General features: G+C 69.8%; 18 protein-coding genes. 6 read left to right on the plus strand and 12 right to left on the minus strand.

The window, feature by feature from the left end; all coding sequences use genetic code 11:
- Nucleotides 1–136: 136 nt before the first annotated feature.
- Nucleotides 137–664, plus strand: coding sequence for a universal stress protein (locus tag RCR19_RS23340; RefSeq protein ID WP_331266889.1), 528 nt, complete (start codon nucleotides 137–139; stop codon nucleotides 662–664).
- Nucleotides 665–903: 239 nt separating this feature from the next.
- Nucleotides 904–1,467 (plus strand): GPR1/FUN34/YaaH family transporter, encoded by a 564-nt coding sequence (locus RCR19_RS23345; protein ID WP_331266890.1) that lies wholly within the window; start codon nucleotides 904–906, stop codon nucleotides 1,465–1,467.
- A gap of 146 nt (nucleotides 1,468–1,613) precedes the next feature.
- Here RCR19_RS23345 and glmS read toward each other — a convergent pair whose 3' ends face one another.
- Both glmS and RCR19_RS23355 read right to left on the minus strand, forming a co-directional pair.
- Nucleotides 1,614–3,431, minus strand: a complete 1,818-nt coding sequence (glmS, locus tag RCR19_RS23350) for a glutamine--fructose-6-phosphate transaminase (isomerizing) (protein WP_331266891.1) — start codon at nucleotides 3,429–3,431, stop codon at nucleotides 1,614–1,616.
- Nucleotides 3,432–3,484: 53 nt separating this feature from the next.
- Nucleotides 3,485–3,742: a hypothetical protein gene (locus tag RCR19_RS23355; protein ID WP_059127658.1), complete on the minus strand. Its 258-nt coding sequence runs from the start codon at nucleotides 3,740–3,742 to the stop codon at nucleotides 3,485–3,487.
- Between the two features lie 165 nt (nucleotides 3,743–3,907).
- On the opposite strand from RCR19_RS23355, the gene RCR19_RS23360 reads away from it, so the two are divergent.
- The gene (locus tag RCR19_RS23360) at nucleotides 3,908–5,473 is read left to right on the plus strand and encodes a metallophosphoesterase family protein (RefSeq protein WP_331269532.1); all 1,566 of its coding nucleotides are present in this window, start codon (nucleotides 3,908–3,910) and stop codon (nucleotides 5,471–5,473) included.
- A 46-nt stretch (nucleotides 5,474–5,519) separates the two neighbouring features.
- Here RCR19_RS23360 and RCR19_RS23365 read toward each other — a convergent pair whose 3' ends face one another.
- Nucleotides 5,520–6,410, minus strand: a complete 891-nt coding sequence (locus RCR19_RS23365; RefSeq protein WP_331266892.1) for a DUF4429 domain-containing protein — start codon at nucleotides 6,408–6,410, stop codon at nucleotides 5,520–5,522.
- Between the two features lie 95 nt (nucleotides 6,411–6,505).
- Between RCR19_RS23365 and RCR19_RS23370 the strand changes: the two genes are divergently transcribed.
- Nucleotides 6,506–8,098, plus strand: coding sequence for a beta-N-acetylhexosaminidase (locus tag RCR19_RS23370; RefSeq protein WP_331266893.1), 1,593 nt, complete (start codon nucleotides 6,506–6,508; stop codon nucleotides 8,096–8,098).
- Between the two features lie 68 nt (nucleotides 8,099–8,166).
- Here the strand turns inward: RCR19_RS23370 and RCR19_RS23375 are convergent, their stop codons facing one another.
- From RCR19_RS23375 to RCR19_RS23415, 9 genes are all read right to left on the minus strand, one after another.
- On the minus strand, nucleotides 8,167–9,939 hold the full coding sequence (locus RCR19_RS23375; protein ID WP_331266894.1) for an IucA/IucC family siderophore biosynthesis protein: 1,773 nt from the start codon (nucleotides 9,937–9,939) through the stop codon (nucleotides 8,167–8,169).
- The gene (locus RCR19_RS23380; RefSeq protein WP_331266895.1) at nucleotides 9,936–10,478 is read right to left on the minus strand and encodes a GNAT family N-acetyltransferase; all 543 of its coding nucleotides are present in this window, start codon (nucleotides 10,476–10,478) and stop codon (nucleotides 9,936–9,938) included. Before RCR19_RS23380 ends, RCR19_RS23375 begins: the two co-directional genes overlap by 4 nt.
- Nucleotides 10,475–11,752 (minus strand): SidA/IucD/PvdA family monooxygenase, encoded by a 1,278-nt coding sequence (locus RCR19_RS23385; protein ID WP_331266896.1) that lies wholly within the window; start codon nucleotides 11,750–11,752, stop codon nucleotides 10,475–10,477. The genes RCR19_RS23380 and RCR19_RS23385 overlap by 4 nt, the downstream gene beginning before the upstream one ends.
- Complete coding sequence (gene desA, locus RCR19_RS23390; protein WP_331266897.1) at nucleotides 11,736–13,178, minus strand: lysine decarboxylase DesA; 1,443 nt, start codon at nucleotides 13,176–13,178, stop codon at nucleotides 11,736–11,738. Before desA ends, RCR19_RS23385 begins: the two co-directional genes overlap by 17 nt.
- A 976-nt stretch (nucleotides 13,179–14,154) precedes the next feature.
- Nucleotides 14,155–15,204 (minus strand): ABC transporter substrate-binding protein, encoded by a 1,050-nt coding sequence (locus RCR19_RS23395; RefSeq protein ID WP_331266898.1) that lies wholly within the window; start codon nucleotides 15,202–15,204, stop codon nucleotides 14,155–14,157.
- Between the two features lie 538 nt (nucleotides 15,205–15,742).
- Entirely contained in the window at nucleotides 15,743–16,903 is a 1,161-nt protein-coding gene (locus RCR19_RS23400; protein WP_331266899.1) for an acyl-CoA dehydrogenase family protein, read from the minus strand.
- Nucleotides 16,904–16,908: 5 nt separating this feature from the next.
- On the minus strand, nucleotides 16,909–17,826 hold the full coding sequence (locus tag RCR19_RS23405; RefSeq protein WP_331269533.1) for a hydroxymethylglutaryl-CoA lyase: 918 nt from the start codon (nucleotides 17,824–17,826) through the stop codon (nucleotides 16,909–16,911).
- A 17-nt stretch (nucleotides 17,827–17,843) separates the two neighbouring features.
- Nucleotides 17,844–19,793 (minus strand): acetyl-CoA carboxylase biotin carboxylase subunit, encoded by a 1,950-nt coding sequence (locus tag RCR19_RS23410; RefSeq protein ID WP_331266900.1) that lies wholly within the window; start codon nucleotides 19,791–19,793, stop codon nucleotides 17,844–17,846.
- 8 nt (nucleotides 19,794–19,801) lie between these two features.
- Entirely contained in the window at nucleotides 19,802–21,418 is a 1,617-nt protein-coding gene (locus RCR19_RS23415; protein WP_331266901.1) for a carboxyl transferase domain-containing protein, read from the minus strand.
- Between the two features lie 86 nt (nucleotides 21,419–21,504).
- On the opposite strand from RCR19_RS23415, the gene RCR19_RS23420 reads away from it, so the two are divergent.
- Nucleotides 21,505–22,113 (plus strand): TetR/AcrR family transcriptional regulator, encoded by a 609-nt coding sequence (locus tag RCR19_RS23420; RefSeq protein ID WP_331266902.1) that lies wholly within the window; start codon nucleotides 21,505–21,507, stop codon nucleotides 22,111–22,113.
- Nucleotides 22,114–22,301: 188 nt separating this feature from the next.
- A complete protein-coding gene (locus tag RCR19_RS23425; protein WP_331266903.1) occupies nucleotides 22,302–23,459 on the plus strand; it encodes an acyl-CoA dehydrogenase family protein in 1,158 nt (385 codons plus the stop codon).
- Nucleotides 23,460–23,465 lie beyond the last annotated feature (6 nt).

The raw sequence follows: 23,465 nt of genomic DNA on the forward strand, positions 1-23,465 counted from the left end.
GGGGTGTGCGCGGGATCTGGGCTAAGGAGGCGTGCCGCCGTACCCTTGGGGGTATGGGGTTGGGAAGATGATTCCCGGACACAGCTCCGCTGCTCACTGTCGTCCCACCCACGAGGATCACAACGCCGAGACACCCATGGCCGGTCAAGAATTCTTCGATCCCGCGGACCGCAAGCGCCCCGTCGCCGACCCCACGGCGGCCGAGCCCTTGGCGGCGGAAGAACCACGCACGTCCTGCGACCCCGCGTTCAAACACGGTGTGGTGGTCGGCTTCGACGGCTCGACGTCCAGCGAGCGCGCCCTCGCGTACGCCATCGGCATGGCCCACCGCTCCGGTTCGGGCCTGATCATCGTCCACGTGGCCAATCGGCTGCCCACCACGGTGTGGGCCGGCTGTGAACCCCCGGTCTTCGTCGACGTCCCGGACCACCGCACCGAGGTGCTCGGGCTGGAACTCGCCTGCGCGGAGCACCTTGCCGAGGTTCCGTGGATCCTGGTCGAGCGCGGCGGCGACATCTGCCACGAACTCGAGGAAGTGGGGCAGGAGTACGAGGCGGACGCGATCGTCGTCGGCTCCACGCACGGCATAGTCGGCAGGATCTTCGGCTCGGTGGCCGGACGCCTCGCCAAGCGCGCCAAGCGCCCCGTGATCGTCATCCCCTGACGCTTCTTCAGCAGGCCGTTCCCGGCGGAGCTTTGGGCCGCCCTCGGCGGGCGCTGCGGCAACCCGGGCGTTGTCATTCCGCAACTCGGCGTTGGCCCAGGTGAGATGACCCGTGGGTAGGGCCGTTCCCTTTGCATGGCCGCGTAAATCTACTGGCGCGTAGAGGTGTTTGTGCCTTTGTGAAGGGCATATATCGGTCACCGCACAACCCGTACAAGCAGGACAGAAGGGAGCCCGCCGTGGACAACGACGTCTCTGCGGGAAGCACCACCTCGATCGTCGGCCGGCTGGCGCTGGGCATCACACTGCTGGCCTTCGGTCTCGGAACCACCAAGGTGATCGACGGTGTGACGACGGCCGACGCCGTGTCACTGGCCCACTATGTCGGCGGCGTGGCCCTGTTCCTCGTCGGCCTGCTCGCTCTCCGCGACCGCGACACCGCCACGGGTACGGCCTTCGCGGCGCTCGGCGCCCTGTGGTTCACCTGGGCCGTCGGGGCCGGCAGCCAGGTGTCGGACAATGCGGCCGGACTGTTCCTCCTGCTGTTCGCCCTGGTCGCGCTGAGCCTTGCGCTCGGGGCCGGCGGCGTCCTCGACCAGGCCACCTACGGGCTGCTCTGCGTCTCGATGCTCCTGCTCGCCGTGGCGGGCTTCGCGGACAGCGACTCCCTGGGCAAGGTCGGCGGCTGGTTCGCGGTGGCCGCGGGGGCGGTCGCCTGGTACGCGGCGACGGCGGTACTGGCCAAGTGGCCCACGGCCCTTCCGCGACGTGCTGCGGGCCGGGGGGTGACGGCCGCCGGCTGACGCAGCGCCGGGCCGGGAAAGAAGGGTCCCCCGTCGGCCGAGGCCGGCGATACGGGGGAGGGCGGTCCCGGCCCCGAAATGAGCGACCCCCTGTGCTGGTGGCACACAGGGGGTCGTTCACATGTAAGCCGGTGAGCCGGGAGCCGCTACTCCACCGTCACCGACTTGGCCAGGTTGCGCGGCTTGTCGATGTCCCGACCGAGCGCCAACGCCGTGTGGTAGGCGAGGAGTTGGAGCGGAATGCCCATCAGGATCGGGTCCAGCTCGTCCTCGTTCTTCGGGACGACGATCGTGTCGTCGGCCTTTTCCTGCTCCCGGTGGGCGACCGCGAGGATCCGGCCGCTGCGGGCCTTGATCTCCTCCATGGCCGCGCGGTTCTTCTCCAGCAGGTCGTCGTCCGGCACGATGGCGACGGTCGGAAGGGCCGGCTCGATCAGCGCCAGCGGGCCGTGCTTGAGCTCGGAGGCCGGGTAGGCCTCGGCGTGGATGTACGAGACCTCCTTCAGCTTCAACGAGGCCTCGCGGGCCACCGGGTAGCCGCGCACGCGCCCGATGAAGAGCATCGAGCGGGCCTCGGCGAACTGGTCCGCGAGCTGCTTGATCTCCTCCTCCTGCTTGAGGATCTCGGAGATCTGCTCGGGCAGCCTGCGCAGACCCTCGATGATCCGCTTGCCGTCGCGCACGGACAGATCACGCGTGCGACCGAGGTGCAGGGCGAGCAGCGCGAAGGCGACGGTGGTGTTGGTGAAGCACTTGGTGGACACCACGCACACCTCGGGCCCGGCGTGGACGTACATACCGCCGTCCGCCTCACGCGCGATCGCCGAACCGACCACGTTGACGATGCCCAGCACCCGCGCGCCCTTGCGCTTCAGCTCCTGCACGGCGGCCAGCACGTCATAGGTCTCACCCGACTGGGAGACCGCGACGTACAGCGTGTCGGGGTCCACCACCGCGTTGCGGTAGCGGAACTCCGAGGCAGGCTCGGCGTCGGCCGGGATACGGGCCAGCTCCTCGATCATCTGGGCGCCGATCATGCCCGCGTGGTAGGAGGTGCCGCAGCCGAGGATCTTCACCCGGCGCACGGCGCGCGCCTCCCGGGCGTCCAGGTTCAGGCCGCCGAGGTGCACGGTGGAGAACCGGTCGTCGATGCGGCCGCGCAGCACCCGGTCCACGGCGTCGGCCTGCTCGTGGATCTCCTTGTGCATATAGGTGTCGTGGCCGCCCATGTCGTAGGACTCGGCCTCCCACTCCACGGTGGTCGGCTCGGCCGTCGTACGGGTGCCCTCGGTGGTGTACGTGCGGAAGTCGTCGGCCTTGAGGGTGGCCATCTCGCCGTCGTCGAGGGTGACTATCTGGCGGGTGTGGGTGACCAGCGCGGCGACGTCGGAGGCGACGAACATCTCCTTCTCGCCGATGCCGAGCACGACGGGGGAGCCGTTGCGGGCCACCACGATGCGGTCGGGGAAGTCGGCGTGCATCACGGCGATGCCGTAGGTGCCCTCGACGACCCGCAGCGCCTGGCGGACCTTCTCCTCCAGGGTCTCGGCCTGCGAGAGGGCGACGAGATGGGTGAGGACCTCGGTGTCGGTCTCGGAGAGGAACTCGACGCCGTCCGCCTCCAGCTTCCTGCGCAGTTCGGCGGCGTTGTCGATGATGCCGTTGTGGACGACGGCGACCTTGTTGTCGGCCGACATGTGCGGGTGGGCGTTCACGTCGGAGGGGGCGCCGTGCGTGGCCCAGCGGGTGTGGGCGATACCGATGGTGCCCTTGAAGCGCGCGGGGACCTTGGCCTCGAGGTCGCGGACCCGGCCCTTGGCCTTGACCATCTTCAGGCCGGCCGTCTTCGGCGAGGTCACGACGATGCCCGCCGAGTCGTAGCCGCGGTACTCGAGTCGCTGCAGGCCTTCCAGCAGCAGCGGAGCCACGTCACGCCTACCGATGTATCCGACGATTCCGCACATATATGTCCCTGATCTCCCTTTTGTCTTGTTGTGGTGAAGTGCCCCTCGGCGTCTCAGCCGTAGACGATGCGGCGCAGCTGCCGGAGCGTGAGCTCGGGAGGTGCCACCGCGCGGTACTTCAGATCCGCCTCGATCCGTTCGAAGATCGTCGCGTTCACCAGGCCCTGGGCCTGCAGCTCGCGATGGCGGCGACGGACGAAGTCCTCGGTCGTCTCGTCGAAGAAGGCGAGCACGTCCTGGACCACACGCAGCGCCTCGCCCCGGTTGAGGGGCGTGGATCGCATCAGGTGATCAACAAGTTCGTCGTGCACCCGGTAGATCCTGGGGTACGGGCGCCGGAATCGCAAGAATCATGCCCGGTTTCGGGCAGGGTGCAGTTGAAACTCTTATGGGTCCTTGTTTGACCGCTGTCCATTCTGCGTCCTGCGTCACGTTGCTCATGTGGAGGAAGTTCGGGCCACATGGACATACCTCGTATGGGAGTTCCCGAGAAGCTCGCGGCCGACATGAGCATGGCTGAGCAGCACGAGTACCTGCGCGCGAGATTCTCACGGCGCACGATGATGAGAGGCGGTGCCGTCACCCTCGGCGCCGTCGCGGGTGGCGCGTTCGTCCCGGGCGCCACCGCCCAGGCGGCCGTCCCGGCCCAGCGCACGGCCCCGGCGACCGAGTCCGTCGACGGCGCTCTGGTCGCCCCCTTCGGGCGCCACCTGGCCTTCGGCAACGACCCGCGCACCGAGATCACGGTCTCCTGGCAGGTCCCGGTCGCCGTCAAGAACCCCTTCATCCGGATCGGTGCCCACCCCTGGGACCTGTCCCGCAAGATCTCGGCGGAGGTCCGCACCCTGTACACCCCGGCGGGTGTCGGTGCCAGCGGCGACCACACGCAGTACTACCTGCACGCCAAGCTCACCCACCTGCGTCCCGGCCAGACGTACTACTACGGGGTCGGCCACGCGGGCTTCGACCCGGCCGAGCGCCATCTGCTGGGCACCCTCGGCACCTTCACCACCGCCCCCTCGCACGCCGAGCCGTTCACCTTCACGGCGTTCGGCGACGAGGGCGTCAGCTACCACGCGCTGGCCAACAACAGCCTGCTCCTCGGTCAGAACCCGGCCTTCCACCTGCACGCCGGCGACATCGCCTACGGCGACCCGGCGGGCCAGGGCAGGAAGGACGACACCGGCTTCGACTCGCGCGTGTGGGACCAGTTCCTGCTCCAGACGGAGTCCGTCGCCAAGCAGGTCCCCTGGATGCCGGCCTACGGCAACCACGACATGGAGGCCTGGTACTCGCCCAACGGCTACGGCGGCGAGGAAGCGCGCTGGACCCTGCCGGACAACGGACCGGACAAGAAGAACCTGCCGGGCGTCTACTCCTTCGTCTACGGCAACACGGCGGTCATCTCGCTGGACGCCAACGACGTCTCCTTCGAGATCCCGGCCAACCTGGGCATCTCCGGCGGCACCCAGACCAAGTGGCTGGAGGCCCAGCTCAAGAAGTACCGGGCGAGCCACGACGTCGACTTCATCGTCGTCTTCTTCCACCACTGCGCCTACTGCACCTCCACGTCGCACGCCTCGGAGGGCGGAGTGCGACAGGAGTGGGTGCCGCTGTTCGAGAAGTACACCGTTGACCTGGTCATCAACGGCCACAACCACCAGTACGAGCGCACCGACGTCATCAAGGCGGGCGCGGTCACCAAGAAGCTCCCGATCGGCGGTACGGCGTACTCCGAGTCCGAGGGCGTCGTGTACGTCACGGCGGGCGCGGCGGGCCGCAGTCTCTACGCCTTCAGCGCCCCCCTGTCGTACGAGGGCCACGAGAACGAGGTCGAGTCGGTGGCCTCCTTCATCAACGCCAAGGACGGCAAGGTCAACGAGAACGTCACCTGGTCGCGCGTGCGCTACCTCGACTACTCGTTCCTGCGCGTCGACGTCACGCCCGCGTCCCGGGGTCGCTACGCCACGCTGACGGTGCGCGGCATCGCCGAGTCCGGTGAGCAGGTCGACCACTTCACCGTGGCACGCCGGGCCAAGTAAGGTCGCCACCCCCCGCAGGGCGGAACGTGCCGACGGCGGGCGGTCCTCACATCCGCTTGAGGACCGCCTGCTTGGCCGTCGTGAACTCCTCGTCCGTCAGGACGCCCGCCCGATGCAGGTCGCCGAGCTCCCGCAGACGGCGCAGCAGGGCGTCGTGGGCGTCCTCGACGGCAGGCGACGGAGCCTGGGCGGGCAGGGTGAGCCGCTTGCCCGCCGGCCGTACGTCGTCCACGGGTGCGGCGGGGTGCGGCAGCCGCGCCTGCACGGCGGCCGCGACGAGCGCCATCAGCGGGTCCTTCTTGAAGCCCCACAGCTCCACCGCGTGGGGGTCGTACTTCGGCGGCGCCTCGGTCTCGGCGCCGCGCACGGTGAAGCGCAGGCAGCCGTTCTCCAGGCCGGCTGTCGGCTGCCAGGTCACGGCGGTGATGTCGGTCACGGCGAGCGTGCGGGCGCCTCCGGCCGACTTCGCCTCCTCCGTCTTCCAGTTCCACTCCAGCCGGACGCGTTCGCCGTCGAAGCTCGCCGTGCCGTCGCCGGCGGAGACGGACAGCGGGACGGAGGGACCGGGCAGCAGATAGCCCTCGACCGGAGCGGACGGCATCTGGTCCAGCACGATGGCGGTGCGCACCTCGTCCGCCAGGTACTCGGCGACGCCGTAGCGGTCGGACTCGACGGTGAGCCGGAAGGGGTCGTCGGACTCAGCGAGCCTGCCCCCGGTCGCCTGCAGCAGCGGGTCGGCGCCGTCGCGCAGGCGCAGCCTCAGCCGCCCCGACTTCCGGCCCTGCTCGAACGATATGCCCGCCAACGCGCCCAGCGGGACGGTGAGTTCACCCAGGGTCCGGCGCAGCAGGCTGACGCCCCTGTCCCGGCCCGGCGTCAGCCGCAACGTGTCACCGTCGAAGGCCCACGTGCCGTCCTTCTGGATGATTTCCGCCATGAGGGTGATTGTTCCATCGAGTGTGCGGGAGAGTGGTCTATACCCATCGGGTCCGGGCCGGACGAGCCCGTGAACGCTCGTGGAAGGGAGCGCATGTGAGACTGCACCACAGAACGCCCCGCCTCCTCGGTACGCTGCTGCTCATGGCGGCTGCCGGACTCTCCGTCGCAGTCGGTGCGACACCCGCCGCGGCCGACCGCCCCGCGGCCCCCGCGGTCCGGGTGGTCCCGGCACCGGCCTCGGTCGAGACGGCCGGTTCCCCGTACCGGATCACCCGCGGCACGCAGATCCACGTCGACGACTCACGCGCGGCGCGCCAGGTCGGCGACTATCTGGCCGACGTCCTGCGGCCCTCGACGGGCTACCCCCTGCAGGTCACGACGCACGGTTCCGGCGGCATCCGACTCCGTCTTGCCGGTGGTCCGTTCGGCGCGGAGGGCTACCGCCTCGACAGCGGCGCTCATGGGGTCACGATCACCGCCCGCGAGCCCGCCGGGCTCTTCCACGGCGTGCAGACCCTGCGCCAGCTCCTGCCCGCGGCCGTCGAGAAGAAGACCGCGCAACCCGGGCCCTGGACCGTACAGGGTGTCACCGTCAAGGACTCCCCGCGCTACGGCTACCGCGGCGCCATGCTCGACGTCTCCCGTCACTTCTTCACCGTCTCGCAGGTGAAGCGCTACATCGACGAGCTGGCCCTGTACAAGATCAACACCCTGCATCTGCATCTGAGCGACGACCAGGGCTGGCGGATCGCGGTCGACTCCTGGCCGCGCCTCACGACCCACGGCGGTTCGACCGAGGTGGGCGGCGGCAAGGGCGGCTACTACACCAAGGCGCAGTACAAGGAGATCGTCCGTTACGCGGCCTCACGCTATCTGGAGGTCGTCCCGGAGATCGACATGCCGGGCCACACCAACGCCGCCCTGTCCTCGTACGCCGAGCTGAACTGCGACGGCGTGGCGCCCCCGCTCTACACGGGAACCGAGGTCGGCTTCAGCTCGCTGTGCGTGTCCAAGCAGCTGACGTACGACTTCGTGGACGACGTCGTACGCGAGCTGGCCGCCATCACCCCGGGCCGCTACATCCACATCGGCGGCGACGAGGCCCACTCCACCAGCCACGACGACTACGTGTCGTTCGTGGACCGGGTACAGCCGATCGTCGCCAAGTACGGCAAGACGGTGATCGGCTGGCACCAGATCACCGGCGCGCATCCGGTCAAGGGCGCCCTCGCGCAGTACTGGGGGCTCGACGACACCGGCGCCGACGAGAAGGCGCAGGTCGCCGAGGCGGCACAGAACGGCACCCGGTTGGTTCTGTCCCCGGCAGACCGTCTCTACCTCGACATGAAGTACACCGAGGACACGCCGCTCGGCCAGGACTGGGCGGGACTGGTGGAGGTCCGGCGGTCCTACGACTGGGACCCGGGCAGCTACCTGCCGGGGGCGCCGGCGTCGGCGATCGCCGGTGTCGAGGCACCGCTGTGGAGCGAGACGCTCGTCACGAGCGCCGACATCGACTACATGGCCTTCCCGCGGCTGCCGGGTGTGGCCGAACTGGGCTGGTCGCCGGCCTCCACCCACGACTGGAACGACTACCGGGTGCGTCTCGCGGCGCAGGCGCCCCGCTGGGAGGCACTCGGGATCGGGTACTACAGGTCGCCGCAGGTGCCCTGGCCCACACGATAGGCGAGCACATCGGAACGGGCACCCCGGTGGACCGTACACCGGGGTGCCCGCCCGTCCGTGTGGGCCCGCTACAGGCCCGCGATCGGGTTCCTCAGGTTCCCGACCAGCTGGAGTGCCGCCGAGGGATCGGCCAGGTCCACCATCTGCCGGTTGTCGTGCAGCTGGAGCCTGTTGAGGCAGGACAGCGCGAACTCCGGGGCGAACATGTCGTACTGCCGGAACCTGTCGGCGAGCCGGGGATTGGCGTCCTGGTACTCGTGGACCGTCTCGGCGACCGTCCGCCAGAAGTCCCGCTCCTCCAGTACTCCCTCGGCGGCGAGATGGGCGGCGACGAAGCGCAGGAAGCAGTCGAAGACGTCCGTGAAGATCGACAGCAGCTTCTGGTCCTCCGGGACCTCGACACGGATCCGAGCCACCTCCGGGGGCAGCACCGCATCCGGGTCCATGACCGCGATCTCCTCGGCTATGTCCTTGAAGATCGCGCGTTGCACGACCCCGTCCCTCAGGACCAGGATGACGTTCTCGCCGTGCGGCATGAAGACCAGATCGTAGGCGTAGAAGCTGTGCAGCAGCGGGGTGAGGTACGCCCGCAGATAGCGGCGCAGCCACTCGGTCGGCACGAGCCCCGAGCGCTCGATCAACGCACCCGCGAAGGACGCGCCCCGGTGGTCGGCATGGGCGAGGGACGCCATGGTCGCGAGGGTCTCGCCCGGCCGGAGCGAGGCGACGGGACTCTCGCGCCACAGGGCCGCGAGCATCTTGCGATAGGGGGAGTAGCGGTCGGTGGCGGCCTCGTACTCGAGGTGGCGGTAGCCGACGGCCGCCCGCTCGCGAATGATCGTGAGACCGGTCGACATCAGCACCGGATCGCTCTCGATGAGCCGCTCCAGCCAGTCGTTGATCGCCGGGGTCGCCTCCATGTAGGCGGCCGAGAGACCGCGCATGAAGCCCATGTTCAGGACGGACAGGGCCGTCTTCACATAGTGCTTCTCCGGATTGCTCGAGTTGAAGAAGGTCCGTATGGACTGCTGGGCCAGGTACTCGTCGTCGCCCTCGCCGAGGCAGACGAGGTGGCGCCGGGCGACCTCGGCGGCGAAGGTGACCGTGAGCTTGTTCCACCACTGCCACGGGTGGACCGGTATGAGGAGGTACTCGGCCGGGTCGAGGCCCTGGCCGGTGAGCTGCCCATGGAAGCGCTCGACCGTCGCGGCCCCCAACTCCTGGCGCAGAAAGGACTCGTACTCGATGCCGACGCCCGCCGTGAACGCCGCCCGTGACCGGTGTGCGGCCAGCCACACCAGCCGGACGGGGCTCGCGGTCTCGGGCGCGTAGGACAGGTACTCGTGGATGCCGAAGCCGAGCCGCCCGTTGTTGGCGACGAAACAGGGGTGGCCCTCGGTCATCCCGGTCTCGATGTCCTGGAAGCCGCTCGCGGCCAGCTCGGCGGCGCTGAGCTGCGGTTTGGTGAGCTTGTAGCAGGTGCCGGAGAGGGTGGAGGAGATCTCCTCCAGATAGACCGGGAGCACCTCGTCGCTCAGCCCGAGCGAGTGGCGCAGCTCGATGAAGAAGTCCATTGCAGCGAGCGGGAGTTCGGCGTCCTCCCGATGGCGGGTGATCGAACCGGGGTCGACCTGCCAGTGGTCGAGGGTGCCGACGGTCGCCGTGAACCGGTAGCGGGTGCGCCCGTCGTCGCTGCGGACGAGGTAACGGCCGTCGGGCTCCGGCTCGGGGACGAGCAGGCGCTCGTGTGCGAACTCGGCGAGGGCTTTGCGTACCAGCAGGCGGTTGGCCTTCTCCCAGCGTTCGGGGGAGAGGTGGGAGACCGCGTCGGCGAGGGTCATGCCGCCACCGCCCTCTCGAACTGCGCACGGGTGCAGAAGCTGAGCAGCGCCGTCTTCTCCGGCTTGAGGATCTCGCGCTCGGGCACGAACCCGACGGCCGCGTTCAGGGCGTGCACGGCCGTGTTGTGGACGTCGGGCTCGACGACGACGCGTGCGGTCGCCGCGTCGTCGAACAGACGCCGCATCACGGCGGTGATGACGGCCCGGGTGAATCCGTGCACCGGGGTCTCGGTCGGTGCGACCAGGAAGTGCATGCCGACGTCGCCGGGCCGGGGCTCGTACAGGCCGACCAGCTCCCGGTGGGCCGGGTCGTACCTCTCCATCAGGAAGGCGGGCTGCCCGTCGTGCAGTCCGATGAGGGCGTCCTGGTGCTCGTCGGCAGCGATCTCCATGTAGGCGCGTTCGACGTCCTCGAGCCTGGCCTCCTGCATCATCCAGAAGGCCGCCTTGGAGTGCGTCACCCAGCCGTGCAGGAGCTCGGCGTCCTCGAGGGGGTCGAGGGGGCGGAAGGCGAGGGTGCCGAGGGTGGTCGTACTCATACTGCGAACTCCTGGAAGGCGATGGACTTCTCGACGGGGTAGTACTCCGTGCCGAGCAGCTCACGGATGATGTACGCGTTCCGGTACGGGCCCATGCCCAGGTCGGGGCTGGTGATGCTGTGCGTGTGCACACCGGCGTTCTGCAGGAAGACGCCGCTGCCCGTGGTGTCGATGGAGTAGTTCCGGGCCACGTCGAAGTTGCCGTGCCTGTCGTAGCGCAGCCGGTCGCGGACCGGCTTCAGGAACTCCGGCTCGGTGTACCTGTAGCCGGTGGCGAGGATCAGGCCCTGGGAGCGGAGCTCGAAGTCCTTCTCCTGCTCCTCCTGGCGGAAGCCGAGCGTGTACCGGCCGTCGTCGTAACGGGCAGTGACCAGAGCCGAGTTCGTCAGCAGCCGGGTGGGGACCGGCCCGTCGAGGTTCTTCCGGTACAGCAGGTCGAAGATCTCGTCGATCAGGTCGCCGTCGATGCCCTTGAACAGCCCCTTGTGCTGTTCGGTGAGGCGGTAGCGGGTCTGCTCGGGCAGTCCGTGGAAGTAGTCGATGTACTCGGGGGAGGTCATCTCCAGCGTGAGCTTGGTGTACTCCAGCGGGAAGAAGCGCGGTGAGCGGGTGACCCAGTTCAGCTGGTAGCCGTGGAGGTCGATCTCGGATAGCAGGTCCTGGTAGATCTCGGCGGCCGACTGTCCACTGCCCACCAGCGTGATCGACTCCTTGGCCTGCAGCCGGTGCTTGTGGTCCAGATACCGGGAGTTGTGGATGAGGTCGCCGGCGAGGCCGCGGCAGGACTCCGGGATGTAGGGAGGGGTGCCCGTGCCGAGGACCAGACGGCGCGCCCGGTAGGCGCCGCCCGACTGCGTACGGACGACGTACACCTCGTCCTCGTACGTCACCTCGGTGACCGTGGTGCCGAAGCGGACGTTGCCCAGCTTCGAGGCCGCCCAGCGGCAGTAGTCGTCGTACTCGACGCGCAGGGGATAGAAGCTCTCCCGGATGTAGAACGCGTACAGCCGGCCCTGCTCCTTCAGGTAGTTGAGGAAGGAGTACGGGGAGGTCGGGTCGGCCAGGGTGACCAGGTCCGACATGAACGGGGTCTGGAGATGGGCGCCGTCGAGGAACATCCCCGAGTGCCATTCGAAGGTGGGCTTCGACTCCAGGAAGACGCCGTCCAGTCCGGCGATCGGCTCGGTGAGACAGGCGAGGCCGAGATTGAAGGGGCCGAGCCCGATCCCCACGAAGTCGTACGTCTTGTCGGTGGCTTCAGCAAGCGCGGTCAAGGGACTCTCCCAGGTACTGCTCGGCGTGGCCGGCGATCAGATCGAGGACCGCGGAGATGTCGTCCGCCGTCGTCTCGGGGTTGAGCAGGGTGAACTTCAGGTAGTGGCGGCCGCCGACCTTGGTGCCCGCGACCACGGCGTCGCCGGAGGCGAACAGGGCCTTGCGGGCGTACAGGTTGGCGCGGTCGATCTCGGCGGGGTCGGTGACGGCCGTCGGGATGCAGCGGAAGACCAGCGTCGACAACTCCGGCCGGACCACTACGTCGAAGCGCGGGTCGACGGCCAGCAGCTTCCAGCCCTCCTGGGCCAGTTCGCACACCTCGTCGAAGAGCTGTCCGATGCCGTCGGCGCCCATCGTGCGCAGGGTCAGCCACAGCTTGAGTGCGTCGAAGCGGCGAGTGGTCTGCAGGGACTTGTCGACCTGGTTGGGGATGCGCTCCTGGACCATACGGCGGGGGTTGAGGTACTCCGCGTGATAGGTCGCGTGGCGCAGGGTGGCGGCGTCCCGGACCAGCACGGCGGACGAACTCACCGGCTGGAAGAAGGACTTGTGGTAGTCGACGGTGACCGAGTCGGCGCGCTCGATGCCGGCCAGGCGGTCCCGGTGTCGGAGGGAGGCCAGCAGCCCGCAGCCGTAGGCCGCGTCCACGTGCATCCACACACCCGACCGCGCACACAGCTGGGCGATCTCGGGCAGCGGGTCGATGGAGCCGAAGTCCGTGCTGCCCGCGGTCGCGACGACGGCCATCGGGACCAGACCGTCCTGGGCGCAGCGCTCCAGTTCGCGGGCGAGGGCCACGGTCCGCATGCGCCTGTCGGGCCCGACGGGGATGGAGACCACCGCGTCGGGGCCGAGGCCGAGCAGTTTCGCCGACTTCTTCACGCTGAAGTGGCTGACCTCGGACGTGAAGATCCTCAGCCGTCCGAGGTCGTCGGTCTTGACCTCTTCGCGGGCCAGGAGCAGCGCCTGGAGGTTGGACTGGGTGCCTCCGGAGGTGAACACGCCGTCGGCGGCCGGGCCGAGGCCGAGACGTCCGGTCGTCCAGTCGATGAGTCTGCGCTCGATGAGGGTGCCGCCCGCCGACTGGTCCCAGGTGTCGAGGGAGGAGTTGACGGCGGACAGTACGGCCTCGCCGAGAACGGCCGGGATGACGACCGGGCAGTTGAGATGGGCGAGATAGCGGGGGTGGTGGAAGTAGATCGCGTCGCGGAGGTAGAGCTCCTCCAACTCGTCCAGGGCGGCCGAGGTGTCGTGCAGCGGGCGGTCCAGGTCGATGCCCTCGATGCGGGGGGCGAGGGTGTCGACCGTGATGCCGGTGAACGGACGGTCGGTGGCGGCGAGTTTGGCGGCCACCCGCTCGACTCCTTCGGTCACGGAACGGCGGTAGTGCTCCGCGGTCAGGTCATTGAGCAGGTGCGAGCGCATGTGGGGGCCTCCCGGTGGGGACAGTCCGTGCGGGGTGGGGAAGGGCGAAGTCGCCCGGTTGAACTTAGGTTAGCCTAACTTAAGTTTCTCAGGCTCGCCTTCCCTCCCGTGACCGCGGTCACCCCCCCGTGTGCGGCTGTCCCTCCACTGGAGCCGTGCCGCCGAGGACGGACGACGACGATGCGGTGGCGGTCGATCCCGCTGTCGCCGACGAACTGCCGGCGCAACGCCTCGACCCGGCGGAACCCGCCGGCGCCCCGGACGTACGAGCCTTGCGGCAAAGGGAGTTCGGGCTCACGCATGGCCACGGGGCCGCAGTCGTGGGGGACACCTGTCTCCTTCTCGGAGCGGTGCGGGGGTTTCTCGTCCGCGAGCCGGCTGATCCGGGTGCCGGTCCGGCTCACGGGTTCCTCGACGTCGGCGGCGTGTCCGGCCCCGGGCCGGACATGGGCGCGGGTACCCGGGGCCGCTGTTCGAGGAAGGCGGCGGGCGTCCGGGCGGACGGAAGCGGATCGCATGTCGTCCTCCGTCGCCGGGCCGGGGAGCATGGCGCGGTCCCCGCGAGCGGCGTGTCACGGGGTCCGTCGCCCGGTCGGGCCGGGCGTCATGCCGTGCGGCACGAGACCGGAGCCGATCAGGCCGGGGACCACGGCAGCGCGTGAAGGGGCCGCCGGCGCATCACCGCCCCTGCTCCACGGGGGAGTTCGCCCGTTTCTGCCGCCGCCGGTCGCCGAGCGCCATCGGGGCAGTGGGGCCGGGCCGCCGGGATGCGGAGAAAAGGGGGGAGGGGCGTTGGTTCCGTCCGCCCGAGTGGGACGCGCGCAGTTCGCCTCCCGTGACGGTGACCCGGGCCGGAGACGGACCGAGCCGCCCCGTCCGTGCCGACCGGAGGGAGAAGGAACGGGGCGGGGCGGCTACGGCCGTCGGCATCGGGGCTCCCGAGGGGCGGGGTCCCCGGGGCTCGGCGAGGGGCGGGTCAGCCGACCTTCTTCGCCGTCTCGATCGCCTTGGCGAGGTCCTCGAGCAGCGGGGCGCACTTGTCATACGACAGGATCGGCTCGGGATTGCGGGCGATGACCTGGCCGGCCTTGACCGCGGGAAGCTTCTTCCAGGTCGCCTCGGTGATGTCGGCGGGCTGGATGGCCGAGGTGCGGTTGTCCATCATGATGACGTCGGCCTTGTACTTGTCGACGTTCTCCCAGCTGAGGTTCTCGAACCAGCCGCCGCTCGCCTTGAGCACGGAGGGGGACGGCTCGACGAAGTTCACGCCGAGCGCCTTGAAGTACTCCAGGTCGATGGAGAGGTTCGAACCGGAGACATAGAAGATGTCCTGGCTCGCGGAACCCGCCAGCACCTTGATGTCGGGCTTGGCCTTGGCCGCCGCGCGCAGCCGGGCGGCCGCGTCCTCGAACCGCTTCTTGGCCTGGGCGATCTTCGCACCGGTGGTGTCCGCGCCGAGCGACTTCGCGAGCTCGAGCATGCGCTGCAGCGGCTCGGTCATCTGGCGGTCGTAGAGGGAGATCCCGACGCCGGGGGCGCCGACGGCGAGGATCTTCTTCTTGGACTCCTCCGGGACGTACCACAGGGTTCCGGCGTCGTCGAACATCGTGGAGACGAGCAGATCGGGGGTGAGGGCCGCGTACTTCTCGATGTTGAACTGGCCCCACTCGTTGCCGAGGACGGTGACCTTGCTGATGTCGAGGTCGCCGGCCTGGACGTCGGCCTTGCCGTCCTTGGTCTTCGTCGGGCCGAAGACGCCCTTCACCTCCACGCCGTAGTCGTGCAGCGCGGCGGCGACGCCCACGAAGGCGACGATGTTCGACGGCGTCCTGTCCGCCTTCGCGGTCTGGCCGCGGTCGTCCTTGAACGACCACGGGCCGGACTCGGCCGCGGCCGTTCCCTTGTCCGAAGCGCTGCTTTTCCCCTTGTCGTCGCCGCAGGCCGCGAGCACGGCACCGAGGCCGAGGGTGCCGCCGGCGGCGAGGATGCCGCGGCGGGAAAGACGGGTGGCACGGGCGTTGGGCATGAGTCAGGCTGCTTTCGAACGGGGCGGAACATCCGCCGGGCCAATTCGAAGATAGGTTAGCCTAACCTCACTATGTGTCCAGTGGTGGAGGGCGCCGAAGCCTTGTCGGGCGACCCCCCCCGTGCCGAGGGTCATGTTCCCAGGCTTTACCGTTTCACCGGCAGATCTTGACCTCGTCCACTCGGGGGGCGCACCACGGGAGTCGGCCGCACGGTCGTCAACTCATAGGGCCTGGGCGTGTAGTGGGCCTTGTGGTCGAGAGGCGCCTGCGGGCACGAGGGCGCCGGTGTCGGAGTGGAGAGGGCCTGCGCCGGTCCGCGGGGCCGAGGCCGACGGGGGTCGTTTCGGCGTGGGTCGTCCGGGCCCGGGAACGGATCGCCCGGGAACACGGCAGGGGCAGGCCGAGGCGGCTCGCGGGCCTTCGGGGCCCGTTCCGCGTGCCGCAGAGGGGCACCGCGGGCGGGCGCGGGCACCTGCTGACTGACCCGCGCCCGATGGCGGCCGCGCGCACCGCGGCCGCCCGGACGGGGTTCCGACGTCAGCCCGCCAGCCCCAACTCCCTGGCGATCAGCATCCGCTGGACCTCGCTCGTGCCCTCGCCGATCTCCAGGATCTTGGAGTCACGCCACATGCGGGCCACCGGGTACTCGTTCATGAAGCCGTAGCCGCCGTGGACCTGCGTGGCGTCACGGGCGTTGTCGACGGCGACCGTGGACGAGTAGAGCTTCGCCAGGGCCGCCTCCTTCTTGAAGGGCTCCCCGGAGACCAGGCGGGAGGCGGCGTCGCGCCAGGCCAGACGGGCCGTGTGGGCCTTCATCTCCATATCGGCGATCTTGAACTGGATCGCCTGGTACGCGCCGATGGAGCGGCCGAAGGCATGACGCTCCTTCGCGTACTTCACCGACTCGTCCACACAGCCCTGGGCAAGGCCCGTCGCCAGGGCCGAGATGGCGACGCGGCCCTCGTCCAGGATGCGCAGGAACTGGGCGTAGCCGCGGCCCTCCTCGCCGAGCAGGTTCGCGGCGGGCACGCGGACGTCCACGAAGGACAGCTCACGGGTGTCCGAGGCGTTCCAGCCGACCTTGGAGTACGGGGCCGCCACCGTGAAGCCGGGCGTGCCGGACGGGACGATGATCGACGAGATCTGCGGGCGTCCGTCAGGAGCACGCCCGGTGACCGCGGTGACGGTCACCAGGCCGGTGATGTCCGTGCCCGAGTTGGTGATGAAGCACTTCGTGCCGTTGATCACCCATTCGTCGGTCTCGGTGTCCAGCCGGGCCGTGGTGCGCGTCGCGCCCGCGTCCGAACCGCCGTCCGGTTCCGTCAGACCGAAGGCGCCCAGGACCTCGCCGGAGCACAGACGGGGGAGCCACTCCTGCTTCTGGGCCTCCGTGCCGAAGCGGTACACCGGCATGGCGCCCAGTGAGACGCCCGCCTCCAGGGTGATGGCCACCGAGGAGTCCACCCGGGCGAGCTCCTCCAGTGCGATTCCGAGCGCCAGGTAGTCGCCGCCCATGCCGCCGTACTCCTCCGGGAAGGGCAGCCCGAACAGGCCCATGCGACCCATCTCGCGGACGATCTCGTACGGGAACTCATGGCGCTCGTAGAAGTCGCCGATCTTGGGCTCCACGACGTCGTGAGCGAACTCCTCGACCGTGCGCCGGAGTTCCTCCAGTTCGGGGGAGAGGTGGTGGTCCATGGGGTTCACTCCTTGTGGGAGAGGGCTCGGACGGTTCGGGACGGGCTGGGCCGGTCCAGGTGCGCGGCCATCCACACGCTCGTGGCGGTGAGCCGGCCGAGATCGACCCCGGTTTCGATACCGAGGCCCTGAAGCATCCACACGAGGTCCTCGGTGGCGAGGTTTCCGGTGGCGGACTTCGCGTACGGGCAGCCGCCGAGACCGCCCGCGGAGGCGTCGACGGTCGTCACGCCGTGCTGGAGCGCCGCCAGGGTGTTGGCGAGCGCCTGACCGTAGGTGTCGTGGAAGTGCACACCGATCGCGCTGGTCGGCACGCCCTCCTCGTTCAGCTCCGAGAGCAGGTCCTGGACGTGGCCCGGGGTCGCCACCCCGATCGTGTCGCCCAGGCTCAGCTCGTCGCAGCCCATGTCCATGAGCGCCTTGCAGACCCGGACCACCTGGTGGATCGGGACGGCGCCCTCCCAGGGATCACCGAAGCACATGGAGACATAGCCGCGGACGTGCACCTTCCGGGACTTCGCGTGCTCGACGACCGGTTCGAAGATCCCGAGGGACTCGTCCAGGTTGCGGTTGAGGTTGGCCTTGGCGAAGGACTCGGTGGCGCTCGCGAAGACGGCCACCCGGCGTACTCCGAGCGCGAGGGCGCGGTCCAGTCCGCGCTGGTTCGGCACGAGCACCGGCAGTTCCACGGGCAGCCCGCTGACGAGCGGGAACAACTGCTCCGCGTCCGCGAGCTGGGGTACCCACTTGGGGTGGACGAAGCTGGTGGCCTCGATGGTGGTCAGGCCCGAGTCGGCGAGCCGGCGGATGAACTCCGCCTTCACCTCGGTGGGCACCGTGCGTCCTTCGTTCTGCAGTCCGTCGCGCGCGCCGACCTCGTGGATCCTGACCCTCGGCGGCAGGTCCTCGGACGGCACGACCATGGGCAGTCCCTGAGCGGTCACTTCTCCACCTCTCCGTCCACCCGGCCGTCCTCGCGGGGCGCGATCACGGCCAGCGCCTGGTCCATGGCGACCGTCGTGCCGGGGGTGACGTCGAGTTCGGCGACGGTCCCGGCGTGCGGGGCGGAGATGACGTGCTCCATCTTCATCGCCTCGACGACCAGCAGGCTCTGCCCGGCCGTCACCTCGTCCCCGACGGCCACCTTCACGACGGTCACCGTGCCCGGCATGGGCGCGGTCAGCGAGTCGGTCCCCGAGCGGGCGGCGCCGGTGAGCGACGCGGCGACCGGGTCGTGGTCGCGCACGTGCCAGGCGTCGCCGTCGCGGCCCAGCCAGTCGGCGGCACGGTGGAACGTGTGGCGTACGCCGTCCAGGACGACGGACACCCGGTCCCCGGTGACCGTATGGGCACCCCGGGGGGCGTACTCCACCGGCTCGTACACCCGCAGGGGGAAGGTCACGGGCCTGGGTTCGCCGCCGAGGCGCCAGCCGCTCGGCACGGAGAACGGGTCGGTCCAGCCCTCGCCGTGCGGCCGCAGCGCGTCCAGCCGGACGGCGGCGGCGGCCTCGTAGACCTCCTCGGGGACCTCGGTCGGGACGAGGCCGTCCACCTCTCGCTCCACGAGGCCGGTGTCCAACTCGCCCGCCACGACGGCCGGATGGGCCAGCAGGCGGCGCAGGAAGCCGGCGTTGGTCTGCACGCCGAGGGTGACGGTCCGCGCGAGGGCCGCGCGCAGCCTGCGCAGCGCGGTGGCACGGTCGGGGCCGTACGCGATGACCTTCGAGAGCATCGGGTCGTACAGGCTGCCGACCTCGGTGCCCTCGGTCAGCCCCGAGTCGGTGCGCACCCCGTCGCCCTGGGGTTCGTGCAGCGACAGCACCGTGCCGCCGGAGGGGAGGAAGCCGCGGGCCGGGTCCTCGGCGCAGACACGGGCCTCGATCGCGTGCCCGGTGAGCGAGACGTCCCGCTGCCCGAAGGACAACGGCTCGCCCGCCGCCACCCGTACCTGCCACTCGACCAGGTCCAGGCCGGTGACCAGCTCGGTGACCGGGTGCTCGACCTGGAGGCGGGTGTTCATCTCCATGAAGTAGTAGGAGGAGGGGTCGCTGCCCGGCACGATGAACTCCACCGTGCCCGCGCCCTCGTACCCGCACGAGCGGGCCGCCTGGACCGCCGCCTCGCCCATCGCCGCGCGAGTCGCCTCGTCGAGGAGGACACTCGGCGCCTCCTCGATGATCTTCTGGTGGCGGCGCTGGAGCGAGCACTCGCGCTCGCCCAGGTGCACCACATTGCCGTGGCCGTCCGCCAGGACCTGGATCTCGATGTGGCGGGGCCGGTCGATCCAGCGCTCGACGAGGAGCGTGTCGTCACCGAAGGAGGCGCGGGCCTCACGGCGGGCGGCCGCGATCTCCTCGGCCAGCAACTCCGGCTCCCGCACCAGCCGCATGCCCTTGCCGCCACCGCCGGCCGACGGCTTGAGCAGCACCGGCACGCCGATCTCACGGGCCGCGGCGTCCAGTTCGTCGTCCGTCAGTCCGCTGCCGCTCGATCCGGGGACGACCGGGACCCCGGCGGCCCGTACCGTCTCCTTGGCGCGGATCTTGTCGCCCATGAGCGAGATGGCCCGCGCGGGGGGTCCGATGAAGACCAGCCCCGCATCCGTGCAGGCCTGCGCGAAGGCGGCGTTCTCCGCGAGGAAGCCGTACCCCGGGTGCACCGCCTGGGCGCCGCTCCGCGCGGCGGCCTCGAGCAGCCGCTCCACCGACAGATAGCTCTCGGCCGCGGGTGCCGGCCCGATCCGTACGGCTGTGTCGGCCTCCCGGACGTGCCGGGCGTCGGCGTCGGCGTCGGAGAAGACGGCCACCGAGCGCACACCGAGCGAACGCAGCGTCCGGATGACCCGGACCGCGATCTCGCCCCGGTTGGCCACAAGCACTGTGTCGAACATGGATCCCCTCACATCCGGAAGACGCCGAAGCCGGGATCGCCCAGCGGGGCGTTGGCACAGGCGGTCAGGGCCAGTCCCAGCACCTGCCGGGTCTCCATCGGGTCGATCACTCCGTCGTCCCACAGCCGGGCCGTCGCGTAGTAGGCGTTCCCCTGCTGTTCGTACTGGGCGCGGATCGGGGCCTTGAAGGACTCCTCGTCCTCCAGCGGCCAGGACTCCCCGCGGGCCTCGAACTGGTCGCGCTTGACGGTCGCGAGGACCGACGCGGCCTGCTCACCGCCCATCACCGAGATCTTCGCGTTCGGCCACATCCACAGGAAGCGCGGTGAATACGCCCGGCCGCACATCGAGTAGTTGCCCGCGCCGAACGAGCCGCCCACGACGACCGTGAGCTTCGGTACACGAGTGCAGGCGACCGCCGTGACCATCTTCGCGCCGTGCTTGGCGATGCCGCCCGCCTCGTAGTCGCGGCCGACCATGAAGCCGGAGATGTTCTGCAGGAACACCAGCGGGATGCCGCGCTGGTCGCACAGCTCGATGAAGTGGGCGCCCTTCTGGGCGGACTCGGAGAACAGGATGCCGTTGTTGGCGACGATCCCGACCGGGTGGCCCTGGATCCGGGCGAAGCCGGTGACAAGGGTCTGCCCGAACTCCGCCTTGAACTCGGCGAAGCGCGAGCCGTCCACCACACGCGCGATGACCTCGCGCACGTCGTAGGGGGTGCGGGAGTCGACGGGCACCGCGCCGTACAGGCCGTAGGGGTCCACCTTCGGCTCCACCGAGGGGACGACCTCCCAGGGCAGCGGGCCCCGGGCGGGGAGGGTCGAGACGATCGTCCGGACGATCCGCAGCGCGTGGGCGTCGTCCTCCGCGAGGTGGTCCGTCACACCGGACACCCGCGAGTGGACCTCGCCGCCGCCCAGCTCCTCGGCGGTCACCACCTCGCCGGTGGCAGCCTTCACCAGGGGCGGCCCGCCCAGGAAGATGGTGCCCTGATTGCGCACGATGACGGCCTCGTCGCTCATCGCCGGGACGTAGGCCCCGCCCGCCGTGCAGGAGCCGAGGACGGCCGCGATCTGCGGAATGCCGGCCCCGGACATCCGCGCCTGGTTGTAGAAGATCCGCCCGAAGTGCTCGCGGTCGGGGAACACCTCGTCCTGCATGGGCAGGAAGGCGCCTCCGGAGTCGACGAGGTAGACGCAGGGGAGGCGGTTCTCGAGCGCCACCTCCTGGGCGCGCAGATGCTTCTTCACCGTCATCGGGTAGTACGTGCCGCCCTTGACCGTGGCGTCGTTGGCGACGATCACGCACTCGCGGCCGCTGATCCGCCCGATCCCGGCGATCACGCCGGCGGCGGGTGCCTGTCCGTCGTACATCCCGTCGGCGGCGAGGGGCGCCAGCTCAAGGAAGGGCGACCCCGGGTCCAGCAGGGTGTCCACCCGGTCGCGCGGCAGCAGCTTGCCGCGTGCCGTATGGCGCGCGCGGGCCTTGTCGCCGCCGCCCAGCCGGGCCGCGGCAAGCTTCGCGCGCAGTTGCCCACCCAGCTCGCGGTGCGCCTCTTCATTGGCCCGCCAGGCCTCCGACGCGGGATCGGCCGCGCTCGTCAGCTCCGGTGCCTCCAGCATCCTGCGGTCCCCTCACCTTGTTAATGAGCGTTAACGCATTTCCTTCAGGTTAACGACCGCTAACCTCCCTGTCTAGAATCGATTCCATGGCCACCAGAACCGACGCCCCCACCCGTCGCGAGCAGATCCTCAAGGAGGCCGCGCGGCTCTTCGCCGAGCGCGGCTTCCACGGCGTCGGGGTGGACGAGATAGGAGCCGCGGTCGGCATCAGCGGACCCGGTCTGTACCGGCACTTCGCGGGCAAGGACGCGATGCTCGCCGAGCTGCTCGTGGGCATCAGCGGGCAGCTGCTGACCGGGGCCAGGCGACGGGTCGCCGAGGCGGACGGGGAGCCCGCGGGGCGCGACCCCGGAAGGGTCCTCGACTCGCTGATCGAGGGGCACATCGACTTCGCGCTCGACGACCGTCCCCTGATCACCCTGCACGACCGTGAGCTGGACCGCCTCCGGGACACCGACCGCAAGCTGGTGCGTCAGCTGCAGCGGCAGTACGTCGAGCTGTGGGTGGGTGTCGTCCGCGAGGTGTACCCGGATCTGGCCGAGCCGACCGCCCGCTCGGCCGTGCACTCGGTCTTCGGCCTGCTCAACTCGACACCGCATCTGGGACGGCCGGGTTCGCTCCCGGGTCGCGGGGTGACGTCGGAGCTGCTGCACCGGATGGCGAGGGGGGCGTTCGCGGCGGCCGGGTCGGACTGAGCCGGCTGCTCCGCAAGCGTGACGAGCGTTACGTGCGGACCGCTCTGGACGACCGTCGTGACCGGCCGGTAACGTATCTGCTGAGCAAGCGCTTAGCCACGGGGTCGCCGCCGGCGTAACCCGGACGGCGGGCAACCAGGTACGCGAGAGCGGCGCCGGTTCAGGCGCACAGAAGGGCGGTGGCGGCGGTGCGCCGTACGGTGTTCAACGAGGACCACGAGGCATTCCGGGAGACCCTGCGCGCCTTCATCGAGGCCGAGGTCGTCCCGGTCTACGACGAGTGGTTCGCCGCCGGCCAGGCGCCGCGCGAGTTCTACTACAAGCTCGCCGAGCTCGGCCTGTTCGGCATCAACGTGCCGGAGGAGTTCGGCGGCGCCGGTCTGGAGACGCACAAGTTCGAGGCGATCCAGTACGAGGAGACCGCCCGCGCGGGCGTCACCTTCGGCGGTTCCGGCGTGCACGTGCTGCTCGCCCTGCCCTACATAAAGATGCTCGCCACCGACGAGCAGAAGAAGCGCTACCTCCCGAAGTTCGTCTCCGCCGAGGAGATGTGGGCGATCGCGATGACCGAGCCGGGCACCGGTTCCGACCTCGCGGGCATGAAGACCACCGCCAGGCTCTCGGAGGACGGCACGCACTACGTCCTCAACGGCGCCAAGACCTTCATCACCGGTGGCGTCCACGCCGACCGGGTCATCGTCTGCGCCCGCACCTCCGCGCCCACCGCCGAGGACCGCCGCTACGGCATCTCCCTGTTCGCGGTGGACACCAAGTCCGAGGGCTACTCGGTCGGCCGCAAGCTCGACAAGCTCGGACTGAAGACCTCGGACACCGCCGAGCTGGCCTTCGTCGACGTCAAGGTCCCGCTCGAGGACCTGCTCGGCGAGGAGAACAAGGGCTTCTACTACCTCGGCGCCAACCTCCCCTCCGAGCGCTGGGGCATCGCCTTCGGTGCGTACGCGCAGGCCAAGGCCGCCGTCCGGTTCGCCAAGCAGTACGTGCAGGACCGCACCGTCTTCGGCAAGCCGGTCGCCCACTTCCAGAACACCAAGTTCGAGCTGGCCGCCTGCCAGTCCGAGGTGGACGCCGCCGAGGCGGTCGCCGACCGCGCCCTCGAGGCCCTGGACGCCGGTGACCTGACCCCGGCCGAGGCCGCCTCCGCCAAGCTCTTCTGCACCGAGGTCGCGCACCGCGTCATAGACCGCTGCCTCCAGCTGCACGGCGGCTACGGCTACATGAACGAGTACCCGATCGCCCGTCTGTACGCCGACAACCGCGTCAACCGGATCTACGGCGGTACCAGCGAGATCATGAAGTCGATCATCGCCAAGGACATGGGTCTGTAAGGCCCC

The sequence above is a fragment of the Streptomyces sp. WAC07094 genome, from assembly GCF_036320405.1.
Classification (GTDB): domain Bacteria; phylum Actinomycetota; class Actinomycetes; order Streptomycetales; family Streptomycetaceae; genus Streptomyces; species Streptomyces lannensis.

Excerpts from the sequence above, each read along its gene's own strand:
- RCR19_RS23410 (WP_331266900.1), bottom strand. The coding sequence starts at position 19,793 with ATGTTCGACACAGTGCTTGTGGCCAACCGGGGCGAGATCGCGGTCCGG.
- RCR19_RS23380 (WP_331266895.1), bottom strand. The coding sequence starts at position 10,478 with ATGAGTACGACCACCCTCGGCACCCTCGCCTTCCGCCCCCTCGACCCC.
- RCR19_RS23375 (WP_331266894.1), bottom strand. The coding sequence starts at position 9,939 with ATGACCCTCGCCGACGCGGTCTCCCACCTCTCCCCCGAACGCTGGGAG.
- RCR19_RS23415 (WP_331266901.1), bottom strand. The coding sequence starts at position 21,418 with ATGCTGGAGGCACCGGAGCTGACGAGCGCGGCCGATCCCGCGTCGGAG.
- desA (WP_331266897.1), bottom strand. The coding sequence starts at position 13,178 with ATGCGCTCGCACCTGCTCAATGACCTGACCGCGGAGCACTACCGCCGT.
- RCR19_RS23395 (WP_331266898.1), bottom strand. The coding sequence starts at position 15,204 with ATGCCCAACGCCCGTGCCACCCGTCTTTCCCGCCGCGGCATCCTCGCC.
- RCR19_RS23405 (WP_331269533.1), bottom strand. The coding sequence starts at position 17,826 with ATGGTCGTGCCGTCCGAGGACCTGCCGCCGAGGGTCAGGATCCACGAG.
- RCR19_RS23400 (WP_331266899.1), bottom strand. The coding sequence starts at position 16,903 with ATGGACCACCACCTCTCCCCCGAACTGGAGGAACTCCGGCGCACGGTC.
- glmS (WP_331266891.1), bottom strand. The coding sequence starts at position 3,431 with ATGTGCGGAATCGTCGGATACATCGGTAGGCGTGACGTGGCTCCGCTG.
- RCR19_RS23360 (WP_331269532.1), top strand. The coding sequence starts at position 3,908 with ATGGGAGTTCCCGAGAAGCTCGCGGCCGACATGAGCATGGCTGAGCAG.
- RCR19_RS23340 (WP_331266889.1), top strand. The coding sequence starts at position 137 with ATGGCCGGTCAAGAATTCTTCGATCCCGCGGACCGCAAGCGCCCCGTC.
- RCR19_RS23420 (WP_331266902.1), top strand. The coding sequence starts at position 21,505 with ATGGCCACCAGAACCGACGCCCCCACCCGTCGCGAGCAGATCCTCAAG.
- RCR19_RS23365 (WP_331266892.1), bottom strand. The coding sequence starts at position 6,410 with ATGGCGGAAATCATCCAGAAGGACGGCACGTGGGCCTTCGACGGTGAC.